Genomic DNA, 26,174 nt, shown 5'->3' with positions numbered 1-26,174 from the left:
CTGCTCGAACGTCTCCAGGCGTACGAGGACGACGTGCTGCGTTTCCTCGACGACCCCGCCGCGCCCTTCACCAATAACCAAGGGGAGCGTGACCTGCGGATGACCAAGGTCCAGCAGAAGATTTCAGGCTGTTTCCGCTCCTGGGAAGGTGCCGAGATCTTCTGCCGGATGCGCAGCTTCCTCTCGACGGCGGTCAAGCAGGGCCTGGCAGCGCACACCGCACTGGAACAGTTGTTTGCCGGTGAAGTGCCCGAATTCATGCGTCGGGACGGCCTGGATCAGGCAGCGTGACCTGAATAGTTACTCTGATTCAAGCGTTTCTGGATTCAAGCGGCCCGGGCCTTCCCCGCTCAGGAAATCGCGCCGGTGCGACGCAGATCCGCCAAAACCTTGGTATCCAGCGCCAGCCAATCGCTCAGCACGCTCTCGGTGTGCTCGCCCAGGCGCGGTGGCGAATGGGGAGAGGTCATCCGCTGCCCGTCCAGCGTGATCGGGTTGGCGACCAGCCGCGCACGGTGGCCGTCGCTCATGGTGCGCTCCACCACCATTTCCCGGTGGCGCACCTGCGGATCGTCGAACACCTGATCCAGCGTATTGATGGGGCCGCAAGGCACGCCGTGGGCTTCCAGCAGTACAAGCCATTCGTCCCTCGGCCTGGCGATCAGGCGTTCGCTCAAGCGCGCGACGAGAAGCTCGCGGTGGGCGACCCGCTGGGCATTGGTGGCGAAGCGCGGGTCCGCCGCCCACTCGCCCTCGCCCAGCGCCTCGCAGAGATGCCGGAACTGGGTGTCGTTGCCCACGGTGACGATCAGGTGACCATCCGACGCGGCGAAGGCCTGATACGGCACGATGTTGGGATGCGCGTTGCCCATGCGCTGCGGCGTCTGCCCGCTGGTCAGGTAGTTGAGCGCCTGATTGGCGAGCACGCCGACCTGGACATCCAGTAGCGCCATGTCGATATAGCCGCCCTCGCCGGTGGCATCCCGTCGACGCAGCGCGGCGAGAATGGCATTGGCGGCGTAGAGCCCGGTGAAGATATCGGTGATCGCGACGCCCACCTTCATCGGCTCGCCGCCGCGGTCCTCGGGTTCGCCGGTCAGGCTCATCAACCCGCCCATGCCCTGGATCAGGAAGTCGTAACCGGCGCGGCCGGCGTAGGGGCCGTCCTGTCCGAAACCGGTGATCGAACAGTAGACCAGCTCCGGCTTGAGCCTTTTGAGGCTGGCGTAATCGAGCCCGTAGGCGGCCAGCCCGCCGACCTTGAAGTTCTCGATCACCACGTCGGCCTTGGTTGCCAGCCGGCGGACCAGATCCTGCCCCTCGGCCGTCGAAAGATCGATGGCGACCGAGCGCTTGCCGCGATTGGCGCTGAGAAAATAGGCGGAGGCTCTGGTCTCCTGCCCCGAACCCGCCATCGATTCCGTCTCCGCATCTTCCAGCCACGGCGGCCCCCAGGCGCGGGTATCGTCGCCCTGCCCTGGCCTTTCGATCTTGACCACTTCGGCGCCGAGATCCGCCAGTTGCTGCGTACACCACGGGCCGGCCAGCACCCGCGAGAGATCCAGCACCTTGAGCCCGGCCAGCGGCTGGGTGACGTCGCTCATCGCGCTCACCCGAACGCCTGGATGCCGGTCTGGGCGCGGCCCAGGATCAGAGCGTGGACATCATGCGTGCCCTCGTAGGTATTGACCGTCTCCAGGTTGATCATGTGGCGGATCACGCCGAACTCCAGCGAGATGCCGTTGCCGCCGTGCATGTCCCGCGCGACGCGGGCGATATCGAGCGCCTTGCCACAGTGATTGCGCTTGATCAGCGAGATCATCTCCGGCGTGGCCTGGCCATCGTCCAGCAGACGGCCGACGCGCAGACAGGCCTGCAGCCCCAGGGCGATTTCGGTCTGCATGTCCGCCAGCTTGAGCTGGACCAGCTGAGTCGCTGCCAGCGGACGCCCGAACTGCTGGCGATCCAGCGTGTACTGACGGGCAGCGTGCCAGCAGAATTCTGCCGCGCCCATGGTGCCCCAGCTGATGCCGTAGCGGGCCTTGTTGAGGCAACCGAACGGCCCGCCGAGCCCGGAGGCGCCGGGCAACAGCGCCTCTTCCGGCACGAAGACGTCATCCAGCACGATCTCGCCGGTCACCGAGGCGCGCAGCGACGCCTTGGCGTGAATGGTCGGCGTCGAGAAGCCCTCGGCACCGCGTTCGACCACGAAGCCCTTGATCTTGCCCTCGTGGGCATCGGATTTGGCCCAGACCACGGCGATATCGGCGATCGGACTATTGGTGATCCACATCTTCTGGCCGCTGAGGCGGTAGCCGCCTTCGACCTTCTTCGCCCGGGTCTGCATGCTGCCGGGGTCGGAGCCCGCGTTGGGCTCGGTCAGGCCGAAGCAGCCCACCATTTCGCCGCTGGCCAGCTCGGGCAGGTAGCGCTGCTTCTGCGCCTCGGTGCCGTAGGCCTCGATCGGATACATCACCAGCGAGGATTGCACGCTCATGGCGGAACGGTAGCCGGAGTCGACCCGCTCGACCTCTCGGGCGATCAACCCGTAAGCGACGTGATTGGCGCCGGCGCCGCCATAGCTCTCGGCCACCGTCGCGCCCAGCAGGCCCAGCCCGCCCATCTCGCGCAGGATCTCGCGATCGAAGTGATCCTTCTCGAAGGCCTCGAGCACGCGTGGCTGTAAGCGCTCCTGACAGTAATCGCGCGCCAGCTGCTGAATCTGGCGCTCTTCGTCGCTGAGCTGCTGGCCGAACAGGAAAGGGTCGTCCCATTGGAAGGCGGACATGTCTTTGGCTCCTGGCACCGTCGATGCCGTTCGTGAGAAGCCACCACGATAGCGCCATTCGCAATGTCGACACTATTGGCAAAATGTCTACGTTTTAAAGCATTGCTAAGAGGTAAGTGGACGCATAATCTATACAAAACCAGATCTGGTGTTCACTTATGAACCTCAATACCGCCCGTGATCGACTGGATCGCTGGGATCGACAAGGGCGATGTGTCTACACGCTAGCCGGTCTGGCCAAGGTATTCCCCGAGGATAGCCCCAAGACATTGCAGGAGAGTATCGGTCGGTTACGCCGATTCGGCGTACTCGAAGGCGTCCACAGGGGCATCTACGTTTATGCTCGATCAAGGCGGACAAAAGCCGATCGGCTCGAGGAAATCGCCAAAACCATGCGACGTGGCGAGTACAGCTACGTGAGCCTGGAGTCGGCTTTATCGGCTTATGGTGCGATATCGCAGATACCGGTCGACCGGCTGACGATCATGACTACCGGGCGAAAAGGCCTCTATCGGACGCCTTACGGAACGCTCGAATTCACTCATACCAAGCGCCCGGTACAGGAATTGCTGCAGCGGATGCGAGATGTCGGACGTCCGTTGAAAGTTGCGACGCCGGAGGCGGCCTGGGCCGACCTCAAACGCGTCGGTCGCAATACCCATCTGGTAGATACCGCAGCGCTGGTGCCCGATGAGCATCAGTCGCTCGACAGGGAGCAAGATATGTCATGAAGCGCATCGAACCTGCGGATTTTGCCGCGCTTGTCGACTTGGCCATGGAAGATCCCGCGCGTCGTGCAATGCGGCCGGTCGTCGAAAAGGAGCTGCTCCATTTCGATATTCTGTTCGCGCTCGACCGCGAGCGGTTACTCGAAGGACTGACATTTCAAGGCGGGACCTCGTTGAGACTTTGCTATGGCGCTCCGCGATTCAGCGAATATCTCGACTTCGTGGGCGGGACGGCATTCAACAGCCGGGACGTCTCGCGCATCAAAACATGCATCGAGGATTACGTCAGCCAACGCTATCAATTGGGGGTATACGGATTTAATGGTTGATGGGGCACCTTCACCCCATCAATCTGATACCACCCTCAGATGGTTGATAGATCGACTCCGTAGTTGAGTTCCTCTGCGAAGTCCGGCAGTCCGTAACCGATGGTTTTCTTGTAGAAAGGAGAGACCTTCGCAGTCGGTGCCTTCTTCTTGTGCTTCGTGGTGTAGAGCATTCGTGCCCGCATCACCTCGAAGGAGTAACCGCGCCCTTCACGGTTCTTGTCCTTGGCCAGTCGGTTGATGGACTCCGTGTAAGCGTTGGTGACGGGCATGTCCGTCTCGAAGTAGGTCATGGTCTCTTCGCGCCAGTTTCCCACTGCCCTGACCAGATCGCTCCAGACTTCCTTTTGCCCCTTCGGGATGGTGGCTATCCACTCGTCCAGGGCGGCTTCTGCCTGGAGCCGTGTGGTGGCGTCCCAGATGCCGTAGAAGCGCTCCTTGTGCTCGTAGGCGGCCAGCAGTTGCGGGAACGCGCCTGTCCAGGTCTCCATGATGAGGCGCTCCCGGTCTGAGACTTCGTGAGCGCGTTTCAGCAGGATTTTCCGGTCTCCCTTGAGAGTCCGGCTCTGGGACGGTTTCAGCTCCTTTCTGAGGCCCTTGCGCACTCTCTCTAGGGCATCGTTGGCCATGCGCACCACATGGAACTTATCGACCACGATACGGGCCTGGGGCAGCACAGCCTTGACCGCTGCCCGCTAGGGGTTCCACATGTCCATGCTGACGATCTCGACCTTCTGCCGGTCTTTCAGCTTCATCAGGTAGTTGGTCACCACGTCCTGACGGCGGGTAGCCAGCAGGTCGAGCAGGGTTCGCTCCTCGATGTTGGTCAGGATGCAGCGGTAGCGCTTGTTCAGGTACAGCTCGTCGATGCCCAGAATGCGGGGCGTCTCGAAGCGGTGCCAGCGCCCCAGGAACTCGGCGCGGGCGTTGAAGATGTCGCGCACCGTCTTCTCGTCCAGGCCGGTCTGTGCCGCCACAAAGGTGTAGGGGTGGTTGAAGGATTCCTTCTCCACGTACTCATGCAGCCGCAGTGTCATACGGAATCCGTCCACCATCTCCGGTAGCTGGGGCCTGAATGTTGTCTTGCAGGCCCGGCAGGTGTATCGGCGGCGGACCACCCAGAGAGTGACCCGCTTGCCGTGGATGGGCAGATCACGATAGGGAACGTCACGCTTGCCGAACCGTACGAACTCACCCTGCACGCCGCATTCCTCGCAGGCGATGGGATCGGGCACGTCCACCTGGAAGTGCATTTCGTCGTCGGTTGATTTGCAGCCCAGTACTTGGTATTGCGGCAGGTGAAGGATGTTGTCGGGAAGTTCGGTCATGGTGTTGTATAGGCGTAGGTGTCAGTCAGATCCATCCGACTCGGCATTGGTGTTTGCTTTTTTACCCAACAAGCTGCTGGAAACGAAAAGTAAGGCACCGAGGACAATTGCAATATCAGCCAGGTTGAAGGCCGGCCAATGCCAGTCTCGCCAATAGAAATCAAAGGAATCCACAACATAGCCGCGAAAGACCCGGTCAATCAGGTTGCCCATGGCGCCACCGAGGATAAGACTGTAAGCGATGGCTTCTCCTTTATGACGATTTTCAAGGATCAGCTTGATCAGAAAAATCGAGACCACTACCGCGATTCCGATAAAAAAGTAGCGCTGCCAGCCTCCACCATTCGCAAAAAGACTGAATGCGGCACCGGTGTTCCATAGGTGCACCCAGTTAAAGAACGGGGTCACCGAAACATACTCGCCATAGGCCATTGATTGCTGCACCAGCCACTTTACAGCTTGATCAGACGTTGCCAGCAGGCCCGATATGGACAACAGGGCGTACGGCGAGAGCTTTTTGCCAATAATGAGCATTATTTAACCCTTGAGCGCCAGAATGCGCCTGGCACCGTTAAGCACGACGAGCCCCGCGATGGTGCCGATAATTAGATCCGGATAATTGGAACCGGTCCACACGACCAGGGCGCCGGCGGTGATGACCCCCAGGTTGATCACCACGTCGTTGGCCGAGAATATCCAGCTTGCCTTCATGTGCGCCCCGCCCTCCCGATGTTTGGATATGAGCAGCAGACAACTGGTATTGGCAATCAATGCGACGAATGCGATAGCCATCATCACCAGCGATTCAGGCTCACTACCGAATACAAAGCGTCTCACCACCTCTACGAGCGCGCCCACAGCCAAGATCAGTTGCAGTACACCAGCAAGATGCGCGGCACGTACCTGCATTTTCACGCTATGTCCAACCGCATAAAGGGCAAGCCCGTACACCGCCGCATCGGCAAAATTGTCCAGGGACTCTCCAATCAGGCCGGTGGACTGGGCGATCAGACCGGCAGTCATTTCCACCACGAACAGAAGTGCATTGATGCCGAGCAACCAGCGCAGGGTCCCGGATTCTTGCTTAGCAGAAGCTGCCGAAAACTCGGCGGCCTTGATGGTCTCCGGATTTGCAGCGACGGTTTCCTGAAGCGAGGCGCCTAGCCCCAAGGTCTTCAGTTTCGAGGTGACGGGCTCGACCTCGCCGTCATGCACGACCTTCAGCCGGCGGTTCGACAAGTCGAAGGACAGCGCCCGAATCTCCTCAAAGCCGTTCAGGGCTAGGCGAATCATTCGTTCTTCTGATGGACAGTCCATCTTCGGCACGGCATAAACACTGACCCATCTCCCTGGCGCCTCGGAGGAGGCCTGTATATCGGTATCCGCCGCAGGCCTTGCATCGTCGCCACAGGGGCCTCCGCAGTTTTTACTCATGATATGACTCCACTTGAATGTGATCGGGCTTTCATTTAAAACTATATAGTAGCTATAAGGTCAATAGCGTAGAGAATCCGTTGCGGAGGAACCCGATGCGTATTGGTCAGTTGGCACAGTCAGTAGGGGTAGATACACAGACGATCCGCTTCTACGAACGGCAGGGCTTGTTGCCGCCGCCTGATCGGCAGGAGAACGGTTACCGTGTCTATACCGAGAAACACGTTGAGCGGCTGGCCTTTATTCGTCGCTGCCGCATCCTGGATCTGTCACTGGCAGAAATTCACGAACTACAGAGCTATCAGGACGACCCTCATCAGCCTTGTACCGCCGTCAACGCCTTGCTCGATGATCACATCTCTCATGTGCGGTCGCAGATAACCGCTCTGCAAGCGCTTGAGAAACAACTCGTTTCACTGAGAGCGAGTTGCAACGATGACCGGGAAGTTGAGGCGTGTGGGGTTCTTGCTGGAATTAGCGAAGGAAACATGCACCAGCAGTAGGTGAAGCATCAACCAGATAATCCGATGAGATGCCGGTCTGTCTCACTCTCATGCAAAGGTAAGATCAACCATTTAATCCGCTTACCCTCAATTGGAAGTGACCGTCAAGCAACCGAAAACCCTCCGCGAAGATCCCCGCTATGCCGAAGTGAAAGTCGACAAATGGCAGGTGGCCGTCACTACCGCACCAGCCCGTCGTGACCTGGCCAAGCAGAAAATCAAGCTGGAGATCGCCAACATCCCTGCCTACACGCGGCAGGCACGGGGCTTGCAGCTACACTACCCGTTCCTGCCTGACGGCTATGCAGATCTGCTGGTCCTCACCGAGACAATGGACGAGGTGATGGCCGACAAACTGGTATCGCTGGTCAATACCCGGCGCTACGTCCGTAACCGCGATATCTGGGACCTGCAATGGCTGAAACAGCAAGGTGCGCAGCCAGACGCTACCCTGGTCCAGAAGAAACTGTCCGACTACCGAATAACGGACTATGTCGCCAAGGCAGAAGACTTGATCGAACGCCTCCCGGGGATCATTCAGGGAGCGGCGTTCCAGCAGGAAATGCAGCGATTCCTGCCAGCCGATACGCTCGACCGGACCTTGCGCAATCCAAGGTTTGCGGACTATCTGGCCCCGAGAACTGGCAAGCACTTTCTCGCAGCTCATCGATCCGCTCGAAGGCCGGAAGCCGGCGGGACCGGCTCCGGAATTCTTGCTGTAAACGCCAAAACACGCAGGTTTCGGTCGTCGAAAAGCCGCTGCTAACCGAGGAGCTGTGTGCCCTGCTTGCCCGGCACCAGCCGCCAGTAGCGGTCGCAGCGGGGCAGTGCCGCTTCGTCGTGCCCCAGCAATAGCGCCGTGCGTCCGGCCAGCCAGGCGTCCAGTGCCGTCGCGAGCGACGCCGCGGTGGCGGCGTCCAGGCCGCTCAAGGGCTCGTCCAGGATCACCAGCGGCGAATCGCGCAACATCACCCGCGCCAGTGCGACCCGGCGCGCCTGACCGCCGGAAAGCTGGCGCCCCTGCTCGCCAACCCAGGTTTCCAGCCCTTCCGGCAGCGCCTCCGCCCAGGCCTTGAGTTCGACACGCTCGAGCGCATCCCACAGCTGCGCATCGCTGGCGTCCGGGTCGCCCATGCGCAGGTTGGCGGCCAGGGTGTCGTGGAACAGCTCGCTGCGCTGGGTGAGATAACCGATCCGCGCTCGCAGGGAGTCGGGGGCGAGCCCGGCAATATCCTGATGATCGAATTCGACACGTCCACCCTGTGGGTCGAAGGCGCGCACGGCCAGTTGCGCCAGCGTCGACTTGCCGATCCCCGAGGCGCCGATGATGCCGATACGCTGGCCGGGGTCGAGGGAAAGATTCAGGCCGCTGAACACGACTCGCGCTCCGTGGGCGACCTCGACGTTTCGATAGCTCAGCGACGGCGCCGCGCCGCCCGAGGTCAAGCGCTCGCCGGTCAGCGGCGTCTTCAGTTCGGCCTGGGCGTTGAGTCGCTCCGCCGCTCTCACCGTTGCCCCCAGTTGCGTGAAGGCCATCGGCAGGTTGCCCAGGCCTTCGCTCACCGCGAGCGTCCCCAGCGCCAGCATCACCATGACCGGACCGCTCACCTGCCCGCTACGAAAGGCTTCGAGCCCCAGCAGCAGCACGGCCAGCGTGGCCAGTTGGATTCCCACGGTGACGACGAGATTGCCCGTTGCCGTGCGCTGGCCGAGTCGGCGCTGATCGTCGAGCAGCGCCCGCTCTTCGCGATGCCAGAGCGCGCGGTGGGCATCCAGTGCGCGGTAGCTGGTCAGTTCCGCCAGCCCTTCGACCTGCTCGATCGCGCGGACGCGCAGTCGTTCCTGACGGTCGACCCGGCGATGGCTGGCTCGCCACCCCCACCAGGCGCAGCCGGCGGTGGCAACCAGCCCCAGCGGCAACAGAACGGCTAGCAGGACGATTCCCGCGATGGGCAGAAACGCCGCCGCGAAGGCCGCGAAGGCCAGGATGCTGATTAGCGCGACCAGCGGCGGCGCCAGCAGGCGCAGGTAGAGGTTGTCGAGGGTGTCGATATCCGCCGTCAGCCGGTTGAGCCACTGGGAAGCGCGTGCCCGTGCCAGCGTGCGCGCATCCAGCGTGACCAGCCTCGCGAACACGCGCCCGCGCAGATCGGCCAGCAGCCGCAATATCGTATCGTGATTGTAGAGCCGCTCCAGATAGCGACTGACCGTGCGCGAGACGGCGAAGAATCGAATCCCGCCCCCCGGCGTGAACACGTCCAGATAGCCCGAGGCGCTAACCGCCGCGATTGCCGTGGCGGTAATGAACCAGCCGGAGAGCGACAGCAGTCCCAATGCGCTGAGCAGCGTGGCGAGCATCAGCAGCGCCCCCAGCAGCAGGCGCCCGCGCCGCTCGGCCAGGACGCCGAGCCAGGGTCGCAGAGATAGCAGTGCTTTCATGAGTTCGTCTCCCGCGCATCGGCCGAGCGCTCGATCCGTGACAACCGCCCCTGTTCGATCGCGAAGACCCGACCGGCCATCGCCATGATCGCCGGATGGTGGGTGGCGACGATCAGGGTCCGCCCGCTCGCCGCCAGTTGCGTCAGCCCCGCGATCACGTGCTGTTCGGTTTCCGGGTCCAGCGCCGCCGTCGGCTCGTCCAGCAGCACCAGCCTGGCCGGGGAGAGAAACACCCGGGCCAGCGCCAGCCGCTGCCCTTCGCCACCGGAAAGCCCGACACCGCGTTCGCCCAGCGGCGTCTCGAGCCCGCCCGGTGACGATGCCAGCCACTGGCCCAGCCCGGCCTGCGTCAATGCGCTGCGCAACGCCTCGTCGCTGGCGTCGGGCGCGACCAGCCGCAGGTTTTCGGCCAGCGTGCCCTGGATGATCAGCGGGCGCTGATCCAGCCAGGCGATGGCCGGATCGCGCCGCACCTCGACCCGACCCGCGCTGGGCGCGATGAAGCCGGCGATCAGTTGCAGCAGACTGGATTTGCCGCTGCCGGATGGGCCGATCAGCGCCACTACTTCACCGGTATCGATACGCAGCGACAGCGGCCCGAGAATCCGTTCGCGCCCTGCATGGCGCAGTTCGACGTCCACGAGCTCGACGGCACCCGGGACAAGCTCACGACTGGCCGTCTCGTCGGGCCGGGTGCTTTCCGCAGGTGCGGCTTCGTCGGCATCCGGTTCGAGCAGTGACACCAGCCCTTCGGCGGCCCCCAGGGCGGAGGCCCGATCGTGATAGTGCTGGGAGAGCGTGCGCAGCGGCTGGAAGAACTCCGGCGCCAGCAGCAGGATGAACAGCCCGCTGAACAGATCGAGCTGCTCGGCCGGCCCGTACTGGATGTAGCCGAGCAGGCCGAGACCGATATAGATGGCCACGACGGCCACCGACACGGCAGCGAAGAATTCGAGTACCGCCGATGACAGAAACGCCACCCGCAGCGTCTTGAGGCTGCGCCGGCGATAGTCGTGGGCAACCTCGCTGACCTCTTCGACGCTGCGCTCGGCGAGCCCGAAGAGCTGAAGGGTGGCGATCCCCCGCACCCGATCGAGGAAATGACCGGAAAGCCGGGTGACCGCCTGGAACTGCGCCTCGTTGAGACGCTGGGCGCCCATGCCGATCAGCGCCATGAACAGCGGAATCAAGGGGGCGGCGATCAGCAACCAGATCGCCGCCAGCCAGTTGAGCCAGAACACCACCACGAGATAGACCAGCGGAATCAGCGCCGCCAACACCATCTGCGGCAGGAAGCGGGAATAATAGCCTTCCAGCGACTCGACCTGATCCACCAGTTGGCTGGCAAGCCCCGCGCTGTGGCGGGCAGCCAGGCGCACCGGCCCCAGTTGCTGCAGGCGCACCAGCAGACGCGCCCGCACCTGCTGCTTGACCCGCAGGCCGCAAGCCTGACCGCAGACCTCCTGCCCCCATTGCGCCACGGCACGAGCGGCAATGGCGATTACGATCAGCGCGACGCCGAAGGCGACATCGCCCAGCGTGGCCTGGTTCGACACGACATCGTCGACGACCCAGGCCAGTGCGCCCATCTGAACCAAGGTGGCGAGGCCCGCCAGCAGGCCGCAGCCGACGGCGCCTCGATACCAGGGCCGGACACCGGCCGCTTGCTGCTTCAACCACGCTCTCGAAGCGCTCGTACGTGAAGCGCTCGTACGTGAAGCGCCCGTACGTGAAGTGCCCGTACGTGAAGCGTTCATACGTGACGGACCCGTGGTTCGCCTCGCAGCACTCAATGGTAGCCCTCACCCACGCGGACCTTGCCGCGGAAGACCCAGTAGGACCACGCGGTGTAGGTCAGCACGATCGGTACCACGAACAGCACGCCGATCAGGATGAAGAACTGGGATTCCGGCGCCGAGGCGGCGTCCCAGAGCGTGTAGTCCGGCGGAATCACGTAAGGCCAGCGGCTGACCAGCAGCCCCAGGTAGGTGAAGATGAACAGGCCCAGTGTCAGCAGGAAGGCCAGGCCTTCACGCCGGCGACGAGTCGCCACATAGATGCCCACGGCGCACAGCAGCGCCGCGAACGGCAGCAGCCAGATCACCTGCATGTGGTCGAACCAGCGATCGAACACGCCCGGATCGATCCATGGGGTCCACAGGCTGACGATGACGAACACCGCCAGCACGCCGATCAGCAGCTTGGGAATCAGACCTCGCGCCCATTCGCGAACGTGCCCTTCCGACTTCAGCACCAGCCAGGTCGCGCCCAGCAGGGTATAGCCGACCACCAGCCCGAGACCGGTCAGGATGGAGAATGGTGTCAGCCAGTCGAACGCCCCACCGGTGTAGACACGATCGGCGGTTTCGAAACCCTGGATATAGGCACCCACCACGCAGCCCTGCGCGAACGCTGCAACGAAGGAGCCACCGGCGAACGCGGCATTCCACCAGCCGCGCGTGCGCTTGGACTTGAAGCGGAATTCGAACGCCACCCCGCGGAAGATCAGGCCGGCCAGCATCAGGAAGACGCCCAGATAAAGCGCCGGCAACAAGATGGTGTAGACCAGCGGGAAGGCCGCGATGAGCCCGGCGCCGCCCAGCACCAGCCAGGTTTCGTTGCCATCCCACACCGGCGCGACGGAATTCATCATCACGTCTCGGGCATCCTCGTCCGGCGCAAACGGAAACAGGATGCCCAAGCCCAGGTCGAACCCATCCATCAACACATACATGATGATGCCGAAAGCGATGATGACGGCCCAAAATAGTGAAAGATCGAACATTTCCATGGTTTAACTCCTGGACGAGGCGGTGCTGCCGTCAAAGGGAACACGGGTAGCGGAAAGCGGACGCTCGGGGCGGTCGTAATCGTGCATCTCCTCGTCTTCGCCGAGCTCATCCAGGCCCTGACGCACGACCTTGAAGAGGTAGTAGACGCCGGCCCAGAAGATCACCGCGTAAACCGCGATATAGCCGATCAGAGTCAACAACACCATCCATCCGGACAACGATGGCGTTACGGCATCGGCATAGGAGAGCACACCGTAGACCAGCCACGGCGCGCGGCCGACCTCGGTCACGTACCACCCCGCCAATACCGCAACGAACGGTGCCAGACTCATCCCCTGCAAGCCATGCAGAAACCAGCGCGAGGTATAGATTCGATCGCCCCGGCGCAGCACCAGTCCGGCCACGGCGAAAGCGATCATCAACATACCGAGCGCGACCATGACGCGGAAGCTGTAGAAGACGATCCACACCGGTGGCTGCTGGTCGACGGGGATATCCTTGAGCCCCGGCACCACGCCGTCGGCATCATGGCGCAGAATCAGGCTGGCGCCATTGGGGATGCCGATCTCGGCGCGGTTGGCCTGGAGGTCGCGATCCGGCAGCGCGAACAGCAGCAATGGCACATTGGACTGGGTTTCCCAGTTACCTTCCATGGCCGCGATCTTCTCCGGCTGATGCTCGAGCGTGTTCAGCCCGTGCTCGTCACCAATCCAGGCCTGTAGCGGGGTCAGAATCAGCAGCAACCACATGGTCATGGAAAGCGCTCGCTTGTGCGCTTCCACATCACGCCGCCGCAGCAGGAACCAGGCACTGACGCCGCAAACCACAAACCCGCCGGTCAGAAACGCCGCCATCGCCATATGCGCGAAGCGATACGGGAAGGAAGGGTTGAAAATGGCCTCGATCCAGGAGGTGACATGCACCATGCCCTCGCGAATCTCGTAGCCTTGCGGGGTCTGCATCCAGCTGTTGGTCGCCAGAATCCAGAATGCCGAGATGAACGTCCCCGCGGCGACCATCAGCGCTGCGAAGAAGTGCACCGAAGGCGACACCCGATGACGACCGAACAGCAGCACGCCGAGGAAGCCGGCCTCGAGGAAGAAGGCGGTGATGACCTCGTAACTCAACATCGGTCCGATGAAGTTCGAGGCGAACTGGGAGAAGTTGCTCCAATTGGTGCCGAACTGGAATGCCATGACGATTCCCGTCACCACACCCATGGCGAAGACGACGGCGAAGATCTTGGTCCAGAATAATCCCAACCGATCCCACACGGCTTCACCGGTGGCTACGTAAAGGCCCTGAAGCAAGGCCACGTATGAGGCCAAACCGATCGTGAAGACCGGAAATATGGTATGAAAAGAGACCACGAAAGCGAACTGCAATCGTGACAACAGGATAGGATCTAATGCCATGGCTGACTCCTCGCAAGCGTTCAGGGCAGCGGTTCCCTCATGCCCCGACGACAGATGTTTCTTCGTTCTGTTTGCCCGTCGAACGACCATTGCAGCCGTCGATGCTTAACATCGCTTTACATCATAAGGAAAGTGTTTCCGTCGGCCGCCGTGTCCTGATGTCGCATGCCAGCGTCGACCTTTCCCTTTTTCTCCCTAGACAACCTAGGCAATAGTGCCGGAAGTCGCCAACGACGAGGGCTTGCGACCAGCCTCGAGGCTTACCGAGTGCGACGTCATGGCCTCGATGGAATTCATCTCTGCGACAATCTGTCAGCCTGACAGGATCGAATCGGCCTACCCGGCTCTCTCCTCGCCCGCCCTTGCTGCTCCGCGCGGAGTCCCTTCATTCGTCGGGTGCTGTTCGTGAACCAGGCTCTTGCCGACGATATGCAAGCGTTTCGGCGACGCGCAAGCGTTTCGACGACGCGCAAGCGTTCCGGTCAGACGCAAGGCTTTGGTCAAATAGTCATACAAAGTCGAATCGCGTAAGGTCCTAATGGCTACTGCGCTATTCGATTGCTCGACAACCACCGCCATTTCACGAGGCGCTTCGTGACCGATCCCGCCACATCGACGTCCTCTTCCGCAACCCAAGCCACGCCGGCACGCGCAGTGCCAGCGCTATGGATGCTGGTGCTCATCACGCTGGCCGGTACGTTGGCCATGCATATCTTCGTGCCGGCACTGCCCATTGCCGGCGAGGCGCTGAGCGCCGACAACGCCCAGATGCAGTTGACCATCAGCCTCTACATTCTGGGGCTGGCGATCGGCCAACTCTTCTACGGCCCGCTCTCCGACGCGGTAGGCCGACGACCGGCACTGATGCTGGGCATGCTGATCTACAGCGTGGCGGGGATCGTTGCCTGGCAGGCGCAAAGCGTCGAGACGCTGATCACGGCGCGCTTCTTCCAGGCCTTCGGCGGCTGTGCCGGGCTGGCACTGGGCCGCGCCATGATCCGCGACACCGCTGCGCCGGACCGCGCCGTGCAACGGCTGGCAGTGCTCAATCTGGTCGTGGCCATCGGGCCGGCCATGGCACCGCTCATCGGCAGCCTGCTGACCACCACGCTGGGTTGGCGTACCGTGCTGCTGGCACTGTGCCTGATGGGCGTGGGCAACCTGCTGTTCGTCTGGCGGCTGATGCCGGAGACCGCGAAGCCCAGCGGCCGGATCGATCTGCTCAATCTGGCGCATGAATATCGAACGCTGATCCGCTCGCCGGCCTTCATCGGTTATGCCATCGGCGGCGGCTGCGTCACCACCGCCATGTTTGCCTTCGTCGCCTCGGCGCCGTTCATCTTCGTCGAACAGCTGGGCAAGCCGGCAAGCCACGTGGCGTATTACCTTTCCCTGCTGATCCTGAGTATTTCGCTGGGCAACTTCATCACCAACCGCACGATCCACCGCATCGGTCTGGTTCGATTGATGCTGGCGGCGAGCCTGCTCAGCCTGACCGGGGGCATCTCGATGCTGGTCATCGTGCTGGCCGGCTGGGCGTCGGCGGTCACTCTCGAAGTCTCGGTGCTGCTGTTCACCTTTGGCGTGGGCATGACCGGGCCGACCGCGTTGACGCTGGCGGTGGGCATCAACCCCAAGGTCGTCGGTTCCGCCGCCGGTCTTTACGGGTTCGCCCAGATGGGCATCGGCGCGCTCTGCACGGCGCTGGCCGGACTCGGCGACGACCCGGCCCTGGCCGCGGCCGTGGTGCTCGCCACGGCTGCCGTCATCGGCCAGATCGCGCTGAGGAGCGCATTGCGGTTCGATCGTCAGGTCCAGCGCTGAGGCTCTCTCCCCGGCGAGGAATCAACCACCGACCACGCTGTAGACCAGCCATGCGGTGTAGGCCACGAAACTGACGAGCAGCAGAGCCCCCTCCAGACGATTGATGCGCCCCTGGCCCTTGAAACCGATCCCGAACACCAGCAGCACGAGCGTCAGAGCGGCCATGACCGGCCAGTCCCGTACCAGCACATCCGGATCGACGTCGATGGGATGAATGACGCCCGCTAGCCCCACCACCGCCAGCGTGTTGAACAGGTTCGACCCAACCACATTACCGATCACCAGGTCATGCTGATTCTTGCGCACCGCGCTGATGGAAGAGGCAAGCTCCGGCAACGACGTACCGATGGCAACCACGGTCAGGCCGATGACCAGGTCGCTGACCCCGAATGCCGAGGCGATATCCACCGCCCCCCAGACCAGCAGACGTGAGCTGACGATCAGCAGGACCAGGCCCACCAGGGTCCAGGTAATCGCTCGCTTGAGCGTCATCGCCTGGGTATCGAGGTCGGCCGTCGTATTGTCGGCGAGAGTATCACTGCCTTGCTGCCGACCGCGTATGATGCTGTAGGTCAAGAAGGCTGCCAGCATTGCCAGAAGCAGCACCGCGTCCCAGCGCGACACGGCGCCGTCCTGAAGGCACCAGAGCGATGCCAAGGTCACCAGCATGAGCAACGGCAACTCCTGACGCAGCACTTGCGAGTGCATGATCAACGGGCTGAGCAGGGCCACGAACCCCACGATCAAGCCGATATTGGCGATGTTGGAGCCATAGGCGTTGCCCAACGCCAGGCCAGGGTTGCCTTGCCAGGCGGAAAGCGCCGACACCATCAATTCCGGCGCCGAGGTACCGAGTCCGATGACCACCATGCCGATCAGCAAGGGCGACAATCCCAGATGACGCGACGTCGCGGCCGCGCCATCGACGAAACGGTCGGCACTCCATACCAATACCGCCAGCCCGAGAGCGACGGCGGTGATCGCCATTAGCACGATAGAATCTCCTTGCACCTGATATAGGGATGGTGTGTGTCGTCGCATGCCGGAAACGCATGCCCCAGGGCCGTCGGCGCCAAGCTACTGACAAACATACGCATGTGAATGTACGCTGTTCGCTGCCCTGACCACGCCTGATCGTCGATCCGCGTCGCCACACGCCACTCTAGATACCAGGCATTGAGGCAAAAGCATAGCGGAACGACAACGCTGCGAGTTGCTCAAGTTGCTATAGTAGCGTGAGATCGATGGTACCGACGGTGGGCAATCGATCAATACTCGAGTCCTCCTTCAGGACTGGTGCGTCTGAACCAACGGCTCGAGCCATCACGCATCATGTCCGACACCCTGGAATATCAACGCGAGACTCAGCTTGGCCGACACGTTTTCGTCACAGACCGCTCATCCAGCGCGCGCGCCGCACGTGGCGACGACTCGTCATTCGCGGCGGCGTCTGCGCGCCTGTCACGAATGCGATCTGCTGGTGGCATTGCCGGCGCTGAAGCCCGGCCAGAAAGCGGACTGCCCCCGCTGCGAGCACACCCTGGCCGTCCGCCATCACAAGCCCGCCGAGCGTAGCCTGGCCCTGGCCATCGGCGCGCTCATCATGCTGCTGCTGTCGGTGGCGTTTCCTTTCGTCAGCTTCGAGGCCCGTGGCGTCAGCAACCGTATCGAGCTGACCGAGACCGCCTCGACGCTGGTCGGCTTCCATGAGCCGCTGGTGGCGATCTGCGTGCTGCTGACCGTGATCATTCTGCCCACGGTCTACCTGTGCGGCGTGATGTGGCTCTCGCTGGGGCTGCTGAGTCGGCGCTTCCTGCCGCATTCGCGGGGTGTCGCCCGGGCGCTGAAACACCTCACCCCCTGGATGATGGCCGATGTCTTCGTCATCGCCGCCCTGGTGAGCCTGATCAAGGTCGCGGGCATGGCCGAGGTCAGCCTGGGTCTCTCTTTCTGGACGTTTTGCGCCTACGCCCTGCTCTTGCTGCTGACGACGCAGTCCCTCGATACCGACTGGATGTGGTTCTCGCTGGCCAGCGAACCCCTGGCGCCTGCGGGCGCACGCCCGGGTGAGCCGGCCTCGCCCCAGGGATTGAGCGGTTGCGCCACCTGCGGCCTGGTCAATCGTCTCGATGCCAACGGACGCGGGCACTGCCAACGCTGCGGTGAATCCCTTCACGCTCGCACGCCCCGCAGCCGTCAGCGCACGCTGGCCCTGCTGCTCGCCGCGGTGGTGATGTACATACCGGCGAACCTGTACCCGATCATGACCACCACGTCGCTGGGCAACAGCTCCCCCTCGACGATCATCAGCGGGGTCATGCTCTTCCTGCAGCATGGTGATATCCCCATCGCCGTGATCATCTTCACCGCCAGCGTGGTCGTGCCCATCGGCAAGATTCTCGCGCTGGGCTGGCTATGCTACGCCGTCCGCCACCGGGGCGAACCGCTGCGCAACGTCACGCGCGTTCGCCTGTACCGCATGACCGAATTCATCGGCCGCTGGTCGATGGTCGACGTCTTCGTGGTCGCCATCCTGGTGGCACTGATACGCGCCGGCGAGTTGATGTCGATAGCGCCCGGCCCCGCCGCGCTCTCTTTCGCTTCCGTGGTCATCCTTACCATGCTGGCCGCGATCAGCTTCGACCCCCGCATGATCTGGGACGATCTGCCCGAAAAACCGCGGCGGCGCGGGATGTCCCGCATCGCCGCCCTCGCTTCTCCACGCAAGGAACCCGACGATGCCTGATGCTCCCCTGCGCGCGACGCGCCACCATCGCCGGCGGCTTTCGCCGATCTGGATCGTACCGCTCGTGGCGGTTCTCATCGGCGCATGGATGCTCTACGACAATCTCTCGGGACTCGGCCCCACGATCACCCTGGAGATGAAAAACGCCGAGGGCATCGAGGCCGGCAAGACATTGATCAAGACGCGCAACGTCGAGGTCGGCCGCGTCGAGGACGTGACACTCTCCGAAGACATGTCCCACACCATCATCACGGCCCGCATGAAGCCCGATACCGAACGCATGCTGAATGACGAGGCGCGCTTCTGGGTCGTCAAGCCGCGTATCGACCGGGAAGGCATCAGCGGACTGGGCACCGTGCTCTCGGGGGCCTATATCCAGCTGCTGCCCGGCAACGGCGAAACCGCCCAGCGTGAATTCGAGGTACTCGACCAACCGCCCGTGGCTCCGCCCGATGCGCCGGGCATTCGCGTCAACCTGGTCAGCAAGGTGGGCAGTTCCCTGCGCGCCGGCGACCCCATCACCTATCAGGGATTCACCGTCGGGCGCGTGGAGAACACCGAGTTCGATCCCGAAGAAAAGGAAATGCGCCATCGCCTTTACATCCAGTCGCCTTATGACGTTCTGGTCACGGACACCACACGCTTCTGGATCTCGTCGGGTGTCGACGTGCGCCTCGACTCCCAGGGCTTTCGGGTCAACGTGGAATCCATGGAATCGCTCATCGGCGGCGGCGTGACCTTCGGCGTGCCGGAGGATGTCGCCATGGGGCATCCCGCCGAATCCGAGGCGACCTACCAACTCTTCAGCGACGAGGAAAGCGCGCGTGAAGGCACCTTCGACCGCTACCTCGAATACGTGCTGCTGGTCGACGACACCGTACGCGGCTTGAGCCGAGGCGACTCGGTCGAGTACCGCGGCGTGCGCGTGGGGACCGTGGAAGCCGTGCCCTGGCGCTTCTCCGCTCCCCAGCCGGATACGCTGAACCGTTTCGCGATTCCGGTACTGATTCGCATCGAGCCACAGCGCTTCGACGACGCCATGGCGAATTTCGACGCCGAGGACTGGCGTGCCCGCCTCGAACGCATGTTCGAGCACGGCCTGCGCGCCACGCTCAAGGCCGGCAATCTGCTCACCGGCGCGCTGTTCGTCGACCTGAACTTCAGCGACGACGCACCTCCCTACGAGGCGATGACGTTCGACGACAAGCCGGTGTTCCCCACCATCTCCGGCGGCTTTGCCCAGATCGAACAGAAGGTCTCCAACCTGCTCGACAAGCTCAACGAGCTGCAGGTCGAACCGATCCTCGATCGTCTGGACGAGACCATGCAGACCTCCCAGCAGACGCTCGAACAGGTGCGCCAGATCGCCGAGTCGGTCAATGCCATCGTCTCCGACCCTGCGACCCAGCAGTTGCCAGGCAGTCTCAATGACACGCTGCAGGAACTTCAGAATACGCTGAATGGCTTCTCTGCCGGTTCTTCGGGGTATCGTCAGCTGAATGACACGCTCAAGCAGCTGGAGATGCTGACGCGGGATCTGCAGCCAGTCGCCAAGACCTTGAGCGAAAAACCCAACGCGCTGATTTTCGACCGTGAAGTTCAAACCGATCCCGTGCCGAGGGCTCCCCAATGATGAAGTCGTCCCTGCCCCGTTGGCGCCGAGTTGGCGCCACCGCCCTGCTGGCGATCGCCGCCGCGGCGCTTGCCGGCTGCGCCTCCCAGTCGACGCCGACCAACCGGTATACCTTGCCGAAGGCCGACAGTCCGCAGCAGGCGAGCGAACCTTCTCCGCAAGCGGCCACGCTGGCGGTCGGTCCTGTCGAGGTGGCCAGCTACCTCGACCAGGAAGGGATCGTCATGCAGACCAGCGATATCGAACTCAACGCGGCCAACCAGAACCTGTGGGCCGAGTCGCTGGGGCAGCAATTGACACGCCGTCTGCGGCAATCGCTGGCGGCCAATCTGCCGGATATCGTAGTCCTGAACACCGCCCGCAGCGAAGCGGGTGCGCAACGACTGACGCTCAGTGTCGACCAGTTTCAGGGCCGCTATGACGGTCAGGCGGTGGCATCGGGGGAATGGCAGCTCCATGATGGCAACGACCTGGTGGCACAGCGCCACTTCGAGGTCGCGCAACCCTTGAGCGATGACGGCTATCCTGCGCTGGTGCGCACTCTGGGTACCGTGTGGGACGACGTGGCGCGGCAAATCGCCGAAGACATCCGCGCTGTCTCGACGACGTCGCCAGCCGCCGACTAAGCAACGCCCAACGTCAAAGCGCCTATCCAACCGGGCATGACAACGTAGCCATGCCCGGTTGGATAGGCGCTCGGGATCTGTCGAGTGTTCCGGCTTGGGCAGAGCGCCCGATCTCGATCGGAGCTCAGACGATTAGTGATTCAGGCGACTAGTGGTTCAGGCGATTAGTGGTTCAGACGGCTGCGTAGACGCGCTACCGCCTGGCTGTGCAACTGGCAGACGCGGGATTCGCTGACGCCGAGCACAGCGCCGATCTCCTTCAAGTTGAGCTCTTCCTGGTAATAGAGCCCCAGCAACAGCTTTTCCCGCTCCGGCAAGGCATCGATCGCTGCCATCACATTGGTACGGTTGTCTGCATCGAGCAGCGCCTCCAACGGCGATGGCAGGTTACCTTCCGCAACCGAGGCGATGCCGTTCTCGGTGTCGCTCTCGTCGTACGCCAGCAGAAAGCCGTTGTTGGCATCGGCCAGCAGCTGGTGATAGTCGTCACGGGACATGCCCATCTCCTGGGCGATTTCGCGCTCGTCCGGCGCCCGCCCCAAGTGCTGCTCCAGCCGACGCACGGCCTGGTCCAGCGCCCGGGCGTTACGCCGTACGCTGCGCGGCATCCAGTCACGGCTACGCAGCTCGTCGATCATCGCGCCGCGAATGCGCTGGTTGGCATAGGTCGAGAAACTCGCGCCGTGCGAATTGTCGTAGCGCCCCATGGCGTCCAGCAGACCGAGCATGCCGGCCTGAACGAGATCATCGAGTTCCACGCTGGCGGGTAGGCGCACCTGAAGGGAGAGCGCGTGGCGTCTCACCATCGGCATGTACTGCTCAATCAATGCGTGCTGATCGATTTTGCCCTGTGCGGTATACATCGAATGGCCTCGTGCAAAACACCTTACGGTCATGGGACGCATGACCTATATCCCATTATGCCGCGCGGACGCCGAGCCAAGACGGCAAACTGCCCGTTTTCCAGCGGCTATTTCGGCTGTTTGTCGGCCTCACTGGCGGTAGTCGACGATCAGCTGGCCGCCGGAGATTACCCGGTTGCCGTTGGCATGCTTTCCCGGTGGCCACAGGAAACGCAGACGGAACGGAATGGACGTGGCTCGCCCCGAAAAGCGCTGCGTTTCCCCTCGCGACCGAGCCAGCGGTAGACAGAGCTGCCCATGGCAGAGCCAGGTCTTCAACGTCGGCGCTGGCGTATCGGTCTCGAACACCCAACGAACATTCGCGATTTCGCCCTGTTCCGCCGACGGCGGCAGCGTGATCGGCGCACTTTCCAAGGGTCGCTCCGACACCACGATCGTCTGGCGCGGCAGTTGGCCTACCCAAGTGGCCTGGGCCGCCCAGGCCGGCGCGATCGTACCCATGACCATCACAACCGTGGTGATCGCACCGCCTAGCATGCAGGTGGCCTTTGAGCGCACGTTCGGCACCAGGGAAAACGCTCTTAACAGAGACGACGCCCGTGGCATCGTAGACAGGGTCCCCGTTCTCATCGACCGGACACCGCCAGTCATGACGATGCCCCGATGGTCGTGGTGACTCGCAAGTTGCGGTCATCAGGAATTTCAGCCTGAGAAAGCACGACCAGGGACTTGATCTGACGACGCAGGAAACGTGCCAGCAGCGCCCGCAGGCCATGCTGAACGACCAGCACGGTGGGCTCGTCACGGCTCTGCTGTCGCTCCACCGCAGCGGCGGTCTGTTGCATCAGCGTATCGGCCAGCCCCGGTTCGAGCGCGCCGCCGTTGTTGAGCGCTTGAGCCAGAACCTGCTCCAGCCGGGGTTCCAGCCCCATTACGTGCATCGGCTCGCGTCCCGGGAACCACTGCTGGGTAATCGCCCGGCCCAGCGCAACGCGTACCAGCGCGGTCAACTCGTTGGCATCGGATTGCTGCGGCGCGTACTCCGCCAGCACGTCGAGAATCGTGTGCATGTCGCGGATCGGGACGTCTTCGGCAAGCAGGTTCTGCAGGATGCGTTGCAACGTCGTCAGCGCCAGCAGCTTGGGCACCACGTCTTCCACCAGCGACTTCTGCTGCTCCGCCACCTTGTCCAGAAGCTGCTGGACCTCGGCGCGTCCCAGCATGTCGCCAGCGTTTTCATGCAGCAGATGGTTGAGATGCGTGGCGATCACGGTGCTCGCGTCCACCACGGTGTAGCCGTAGATCTGGGCTCGCTCCCGTTGCGCCGTATCGATCCAGTAGGCGGTCAGGCCAAACGCAGGGTCCTGGGTCCGGGTTCCATCCAGCGATCCGGAAACCTGGCCCGGGTCGATCGCCAGCCACTTGCCCGGAAACGCCTCCGCACGACCGACTTCCACGCCCTTCAGGGTGATCACGTAGGCGTTGGGGCTCAGTTCGAGATTGTCGCGAATATGGACGACCGACGGCAGGAACCCGACGTCCTGGGCGAACTTCTTGCGCACACTCTTGATGCGTCCCAGCAGTTCCCCCTGCTGGCGCTGATCCACCAGCGGGATCAGGCGGTGCCCCACTTCCAGGCCCAGGGTATCGACCAGTTGAACGTCGTCCCAACTCGCCTCCGGCGTTTCCTGTACTGCCGGCGGTGCCTTTTCTTCCACTGCGCGCACGGCTTTGACCTGCTCGCGCCGGGACATCCACCAGCCCAGCGCCCCCAGGATGATGGCAAACAGCAGGAAGACCACGTTCGGCATGCCGGGGATCAGACCGAGCAGTCCCATGACGCCAGCCGCAAGGAACATGACGCGCGGATTGTTGAAAAGCTGACTCAACAGCTGCTGACCGACGTCCTGATCGGTATTGACGCGGGAGACCGTGACGCCCGCCGCCGTCGAGATCACCAGCGCCGGGATCTGGGCGACCAGGCCGTCGCCCACGGTCAGCAATGTATAGGTTTTCACGGCTTCGCCGAATGGCAGGCCATGCTGCGCCACGCCGATCATCAACCCGCCGATCAGGTTGATCACCATGATCAACAGGCCGGCCATGGCATCACCGCGGACGAACTTGCTGGCACCGTCCATGGAGCCGTAGAACTCCGACTCCTGATTGATCTCGGTACGCCGCCTGCGAGCCTCTTCCTCGCCGATCAGACCGGCGTTGAGGTCGGCATCGATCGCCATCTGCTTGCCGGGCATGGAATCCAGGGTGAAACGCGCCCCCACCTCGGCGATTCGCCCGGCGCCCTTGGTGATGACCATGAAGTTGATCACCACCAGAATCAAAAACACCACCAGGCCGACGGCGAAGTTGCCGCCGATCAGGAACTCGCCAAAGGCCTCGATCACCTTGCCTGCGGCATCGCCCCCCTCGTGCCCTTCCATCAGCACTACACGGGTGGATGCCACGTTCAGCGACAGTCGCAGCAGCGTCGAGAACAGCAGGACCGCCGGGAACGCCGCGAAGTCCAGCGGCTTTTCCGTGAACATACTGACCAGCAGCACCATGATCGACAGCGCGATATTGAAGGTGAAAAAGAGATCGAGCGCGAATGGCGGCAACGGCAGGATCATCATGCTCAAGATCATGATGATCAGCACAGGGCCGGCCAGGATCTTGAACTGCGTGTCAGCCGGCCACTTGCGCTGACCGAACCACTGGGTGAGCGCGTTCATTCACTCTCCTTGGAAGAATCTGACGCCGCTTCGTCTAGCGCTGGCGGCACGGGCAGGTCGCGGGGCGTTGGCGGAATATCGCCGCCGTCGGTTTCGACCTGTTTGAGGCGGAAGGCCCAGGCCAGGACTTCGGCAACCGCCGTATAGAGATCGCCAGGGATCTCCTGTTCCAGATCGACATGGTGATACAGCGCACGCGCCAGCGGCGGCGCCTCCAGTCGCGGTATGCGATTTTCGTCGCCGAGCTCCCTGATCTTGGCGGCGACGTGATCGGCCCCCTTGGCGACGACCCGGGGAGCGGACATGGAATCCTGCTGGTAGCTCAGTGCCACGGCATAGTGCGTCGGGTTGGTCACGATCACGTCGGCGGTCGGCACCTTGCTCATCATCCGCCGTCTCGCCATGGCCTGCTGCTGAGAGCGTATGCGGCCCTTGACGTGCGGGTCGCCCTCGGTCTCCTTGTGTTCCTGTCGAATGTCCTCGCGGCTCATGCGCAGCTTCTTGTTGTGGCTCCAGAGCTGGTAGGGAACGTCGATCAGGATGACCAGTATCAAAGAGGTCACGATGAGCGCACAGCCCACGGCCGCCAAGCGCATCGCCGTGGCCAGCGCCTGCTGGATCGGCATCTCCATGAGACCCATCAGCGTATCGTGCTGCGCCCACAGGTACGCCACGCCGACGCCGCCGACCAGTACCGACTTGGCGATGGCCTTGGCCAGTTCCGCCAGCGCCTGGGTCGAGAACATGCGCTTCAAACCCTTGAACGGGTTCAGCTTGCCGAGCTGCGGCTTGAGCGATTTCGCCGAGACCAGCCAGCCACCCAGCATCGTCGGCCCCAGGATCGCCGCGGTCGTGAACAACAGAAACAGAGGCAGCAACGCAACCAGCGTATGTTGCCCCAACACCCAGACGTGGCTCAACATCCGGGCGCTGTCGAATGCCAGCCCATGGTCGAAAAGGAAGGACTGCTCCATGACGAGGCTCAACTCGTCATAGAGATTATTGCCCATGACCCATAGACCCAGCACACCGCTGACCAGCAGCAGGAAAGTGGCGAGTTCACGTGACCGCGCGACCTGCCCTTCCTCTCGCGCTTTCTCGATTCGCCTGGGCGTCGCCGGTTCGGTCTTTTCCTGATCGCTGTCGTTCTGCTCGGCCAAGCGCGCACTCCGCCACGGAAGGGGATGAATACCTGGACGCTATTCTGCTTGGAGAGAAGGAGTATCAAACGGAGAAATAGCAGGATGAACACCCTGCTATTTCGGGAGGCTAGACATTTGCGAAGGCGAGGAAAGGCCTTCCCGGCCGGGATCAGAACCCGAGACTGTCCAACAGATCGTCGACCTGATCCTGACTACTGACGACATCGGCAGCCTGCGGGTTGACCTGAGGGCCATTGAGCAGCGAGTCGGGTTGCTCGGCCACGCGAGTGGCGCGCTCACGACGCTCGGTTCCCTCGGGCGCGTTATCGATCAGTACCTGCACCAGCTGCTGCTCGATCTCGTGGATCACGTCCATCATCTTCTTGATGACCTGGCCGGTGAGATCCTGAAAATCCTGCGCCATCATGATCTCGAGCAGTTGGGCATTGGTGGCACTGGTCTGCTTTGGCACGTTCTGCAGATAGGAACGGGTGTCCTTGACCAGCGCCTTGGCTTCGTCGAGCGCCTTGGGCTCGGCAAACCACTCGTCCCAACGCTTGTCGAGGGCGATCGCTTCACTCTCGAGCGCATTCTGCAGAGGCTGGGCATGATCAATGGCATTGAGCGCGCGCTCCGCCGCCTGTTCGGTCATCGACGCGACGTAGCTGAGCCGGTCACGAGCATCGGGAATCGCCTGTGCCGCCTTTTCCACCTCTTTATCGAGGCCCAGCTCACGCATGTTCTCACGCAGCATGCGAGTGAGATGGCCAATACGGCGAATCAGATCGTCGGGAGCCACGCTTTCCGCACCGCTGCCTTGAGGGTTGGCACCACTCATGATCTACCCTCCGTAGG

Annotated in this window: 23 protein-coding genes and 1 pseudogene; 9 read left to right on the top strand and 15 right to left on the bottom strand. The window is 62.6% G+C overall.

Features of this window, described 5'->3' with window-relative positions; all coding sequences use genetic code 11:
- A partial coding sequence (locus tag R3F72_RS12660) for an IS66 family transposase (RefSeq protein WP_332778557.1) occupies window positions 1-291 on the top strand: 291 nt, incomplete at its 5' end.
- Between the two features lie 59 nt (window positions 292-350).
- Here the strand turns inward: R3F72_RS12660 and R3F72_RS12655 are convergent.
- Both R3F72_RS12655 and R3F72_RS12650 read right to left on the bottom strand, forming a co-directional pair.
- Window positions 351-1,604 carry a CaiB/BaiF CoA transferase family protein gene (locus R3F72_RS12655; RefSeq protein ID WP_332779803.1) on the bottom strand — a complete coding sequence of 418 codons (1,254 nt, stop codon included), beginning with the start codon at window positions 1,602-1,604 and terminating at the stop codon, window positions 351-353.
- A 5-nt stretch (window positions 1,605-1,609) separates the two neighbouring features.
- On the bottom strand, window positions 1,610-2,788 hold the full coding sequence (locus tag R3F72_RS12650; RefSeq protein ID WP_332779802.1) for an acyl-CoA dehydrogenase: 1,179 nt from the start codon (window positions 2,786-2,788) through the stop codon (window positions 1,610-1,612).
- Between the two features lie 158 nt (window positions 2,789-2,946).
- Here R3F72_RS12650 and abiEi point away from each other — a divergent pair, with 158 nt between their 5' ends.
- A complete protein-coding gene (abiEi, locus tag R3F72_RS12645) occupies window positions 2,947-3,519 on the top strand; it encodes a type IV toxin-antitoxin system AbiEi family antitoxin (protein ID WP_087720957.1) in 573 nt (190 codons plus the stop codon).
- Window positions 3,516-3,845: a nucleotidyl transferase AbiEii/AbiGii toxin family protein gene (locus tag R3F72_RS12640; protein WP_179208966.1), complete on the top strand. Its 330-nt coding sequence runs from the start codon at window positions 3,516-3,518 to the stop codon at window positions 3,843-3,845. Before abiEi ends, R3F72_RS12640 begins: the two co-directional genes overlap by 4 nt.
- 35 nt (window positions 3,846-3,880) lie before the next feature.
- On the opposite strand, the pseudogene R3F72_RS12635 reads toward R3F72_RS12640, so the two are convergent.
- From R3F72_RS12635 to R3F72_RS12625, 3 genes and pseudogenes are all read right to left on the bottom strand, one after another.
- Window positions 3,881-5,170, bottom strand: a pseudogene (locus tag R3F72_RS12635) (ISL3-like element ISPpu12 family transposase).
- A 21-nt stretch (window positions 5,171-5,191) separates the two neighbouring features.
- On the bottom strand, window positions 5,192-5,704 hold the full coding sequence (gene lspA, locus R3F72_RS12630) for a signal peptidase II (RefSeq protein ID WP_011233887.1): 513 nt from the start codon (window positions 5,702-5,704) through the stop codon (window positions 5,192-5,194).
- Window positions 5,705-5,707: 3 nt separating this feature from the next.
- The gene (locus tag R3F72_RS12625; RefSeq protein ID WP_332779801.1) at window positions 5,708-6,604 is read right to left on the bottom strand and encodes a cation transporter; all 897 of its coding nucleotides are present in this window, start codon (window positions 6,602-6,604) and stop codon (window positions 5,708-5,710) included.
- Window positions 6,605-6,699: 95 nt separating this feature from the next.
- On the opposite strand from R3F72_RS12625, the gene cadR reads away from it, so the two are divergent.
- Window positions 6,700-7,107 carry a Cd(II)/Pb(II)-responsive transcriptional regulator gene (cadR, locus tag R3F72_RS12620; protein ID WP_332779800.1) on the top strand — a complete coding sequence of 136 codons (408 nt, stop codon included), beginning with the start codon at window positions 6,700-6,702 and terminating at the stop codon, window positions 7,105-7,107.
- A 97-nt stretch (window positions 7,108-7,204) separates the two neighbouring features.
- Window positions 7,205-7,873: a nucleotidyl transferase AbiEii/AbiGii toxin family protein gene (locus tag R3F72_RS12615; protein WP_256961189.1), complete on the top strand. Its 669-nt coding sequence runs from the start codon at window positions 7,205-7,207 to the stop codon at window positions 7,871-7,873.
- On the opposite strand, the gene cydC is transcribed toward R3F72_RS12615, so the two are convergent.
- The 4 genes from cydC to R3F72_RS12595 form a co-directional block, all read right to left on the bottom strand.
- Window positions 7,870-9,546, bottom strand: a complete 1,677-nt coding sequence (cydC, locus tag R3F72_RS12610) for a thiol reductant ABC exporter subunit CydC (RefSeq protein WP_332779799.1) — start codon at window positions 9,544-9,546, stop codon at window positions 7,870-7,872. The two genes, R3F72_RS12615 and cydC, sit on opposite strands and share 4 nt — an antisense overlap.
- A complete protein-coding gene (gene cydD / locus R3F72_RS12605) occupies window positions 9,543-11,222 on the bottom strand; it encodes a thiol reductant ABC exporter subunit CydD (protein WP_332779798.1) in 1,680 nt (559 codons plus the stop codon). Before cydD ends, cydC begins: the two co-directional genes overlap by 4 nt.
- A gap of 113 nt (window positions 11,223-11,335) precedes the next feature.
- Window positions 11,336-12,337: a cytochrome d ubiquinol oxidase subunit II gene (cydB, locus tag R3F72_RS12600; protein WP_303854414.1), complete on the bottom strand. Its 1,002-nt coding sequence runs from the start codon at window positions 12,335-12,337 to the stop codon at window positions 11,336-11,338.
- A 3-nt stretch (window positions 12,338-12,340) separates the two neighbouring features.
- Window positions 12,341-13,753, bottom strand: a complete 1,413-nt coding sequence (locus R3F72_RS12595) for a cytochrome ubiquinol oxidase subunit I (RefSeq protein WP_332779797.1) — start codon at window positions 13,751-13,753, stop codon at window positions 12,341-12,343.
- A gap of 594 nt (window positions 13,754-14,347) precedes the next feature.
- Between R3F72_RS12595 and R3F72_RS12590 the strand changes: the two genes are divergently transcribed.
- Window positions 14,348-15,577 carry a multidrug effflux MFS transporter gene (locus R3F72_RS12590; protein WP_303854411.1) on the top strand — a complete coding sequence of 410 codons (1,230 nt, stop codon included), beginning with the start codon at window positions 14,348-14,350 and terminating at the stop codon, window positions 15,575-15,577.
- Window positions 15,578-15,598: 21 nt separating this feature from the next.
- Here the strand turns inward: R3F72_RS12590 and R3F72_RS12585 are convergent, their stop codons facing one another.
- The gene (locus R3F72_RS12585) at window positions 15,599-16,570 is read right to left on the bottom strand and encodes a calcium/sodium antiporter (RefSeq protein ID WP_303854410.1); all 972 of its coding nucleotides are present in this window, start codon (window positions 16,568-16,570) and stop codon (window positions 15,599-15,601) included.
- 376 nt (window positions 16,571-16,946) lie between these two features.
- Here R3F72_RS12585 and R3F72_RS12580 point away from each other — a divergent pair, with 376 nt between their 5' ends.
- From R3F72_RS12580 to R3F72_RS12570, 3 genes are read left to right on the top strand one after another with little or no spacing between them, the layout of a single operon-like run.
- Window positions 16,947-18,323, top strand: a complete 1,377-nt coding sequence (locus R3F72_RS12580; RefSeq protein WP_442978349.1) for a PqiA/YebS family transporter subunit — start codon at window positions 16,947-16,949, stop codon at window positions 18,321-18,323.
- A complete protein-coding gene (gene pqiB, locus R3F72_RS12575; RefSeq protein ID WP_087718863.1) occupies window positions 18,316-19,956 on the top strand; it encodes an intermembrane transport protein PqiB in 1,641 nt (546 codons plus the stop codon). Before R3F72_RS12580 ends, pqiB begins: the two co-directional genes overlap by 8 nt.
- A complete protein-coding gene (locus R3F72_RS12570; protein ID WP_256961188.1) occupies window positions 19,953-20,582 on the top strand; it encodes a PqiC family protein in 630 nt (209 codons plus the stop codon). Before pqiB ends, R3F72_RS12570 begins: the two co-directional genes overlap by 4 nt.
- 164 nt (window positions 20,583-20,746) lie before the next feature.
- Here the strand turns inward: R3F72_RS12570 and R3F72_RS12565 are convergent, their stop codons facing one another.
- From R3F72_RS12565 to cheZ, 5 genes are all read right to left on the bottom strand, one after another.
- Window positions 20,747-21,445, bottom strand: a complete 699-nt coding sequence (locus R3F72_RS12565; protein WP_087718862.1) for an RNA polymerase sigma factor FliA — start codon at window positions 21,443-21,445, stop codon at window positions 20,747-20,749.
- A 129-nt stretch (window positions 21,446-21,574) separates the two neighbouring features.
- Window positions 21,575-21,982 (bottom strand): flagellar protein FlhE, encoded by a 408-nt coding sequence (locus tag R3F72_RS12560; RefSeq protein ID WP_332779796.1) that lies wholly within the window; start codon window positions 21,980-21,982, stop codon window positions 21,575-21,577.
- 110 nt (window positions 21,983-22,092) lie between these two features.
- Window positions 22,093-24,177 (bottom strand): flagellar biosynthesis protein FlhA, encoded by a 2,085-nt coding sequence (flhA, locus tag R3F72_RS12555; RefSeq protein ID WP_087718860.1) that lies wholly within the window; start codon window positions 24,175-24,177, stop codon window positions 22,093-22,095.
- Window positions 24,174-25,337 (bottom strand): flagellar biosynthesis protein FlhB, encoded by a 1,164-nt coding sequence (flhB, locus tag R3F72_RS12550; RefSeq protein WP_332779795.1) that lies wholly within the window; start codon window positions 25,335-25,337, stop codon window positions 24,174-24,176. Before flhB ends, flhA begins: the two co-directional genes overlap by 4 nt.
- Before the next feature lie 151 nt (window positions 25,338-25,488).
- Window positions 25,489-26,157 carry a protein phosphatase CheZ gene (cheZ, locus tag R3F72_RS12545; RefSeq protein ID WP_087718858.1) on the bottom strand — a complete coding sequence of 223 codons (669 nt, stop codon included), beginning with the start codon at window positions 26,155-26,157 and terminating at the stop codon, window positions 25,489-25,491.
- Window positions 26,158-26,174: the final 17 nt, after the last annotated feature.

The sequence above is a fragment of the Salinicola sp. 4072 genome, assembly GCF_036663415.1.
Lineage (GTDB): Bacteria > Pseudomonadota > Gammaproteobacteria > Pseudomonadales > Halomonadaceae > Salinicola > Salinicola salarius_A.
The sequence above is the reverse complement of the archived record's forward strand: the minus strand, read 5'-3'. Positions and strand labels throughout refer to the sequence as shown.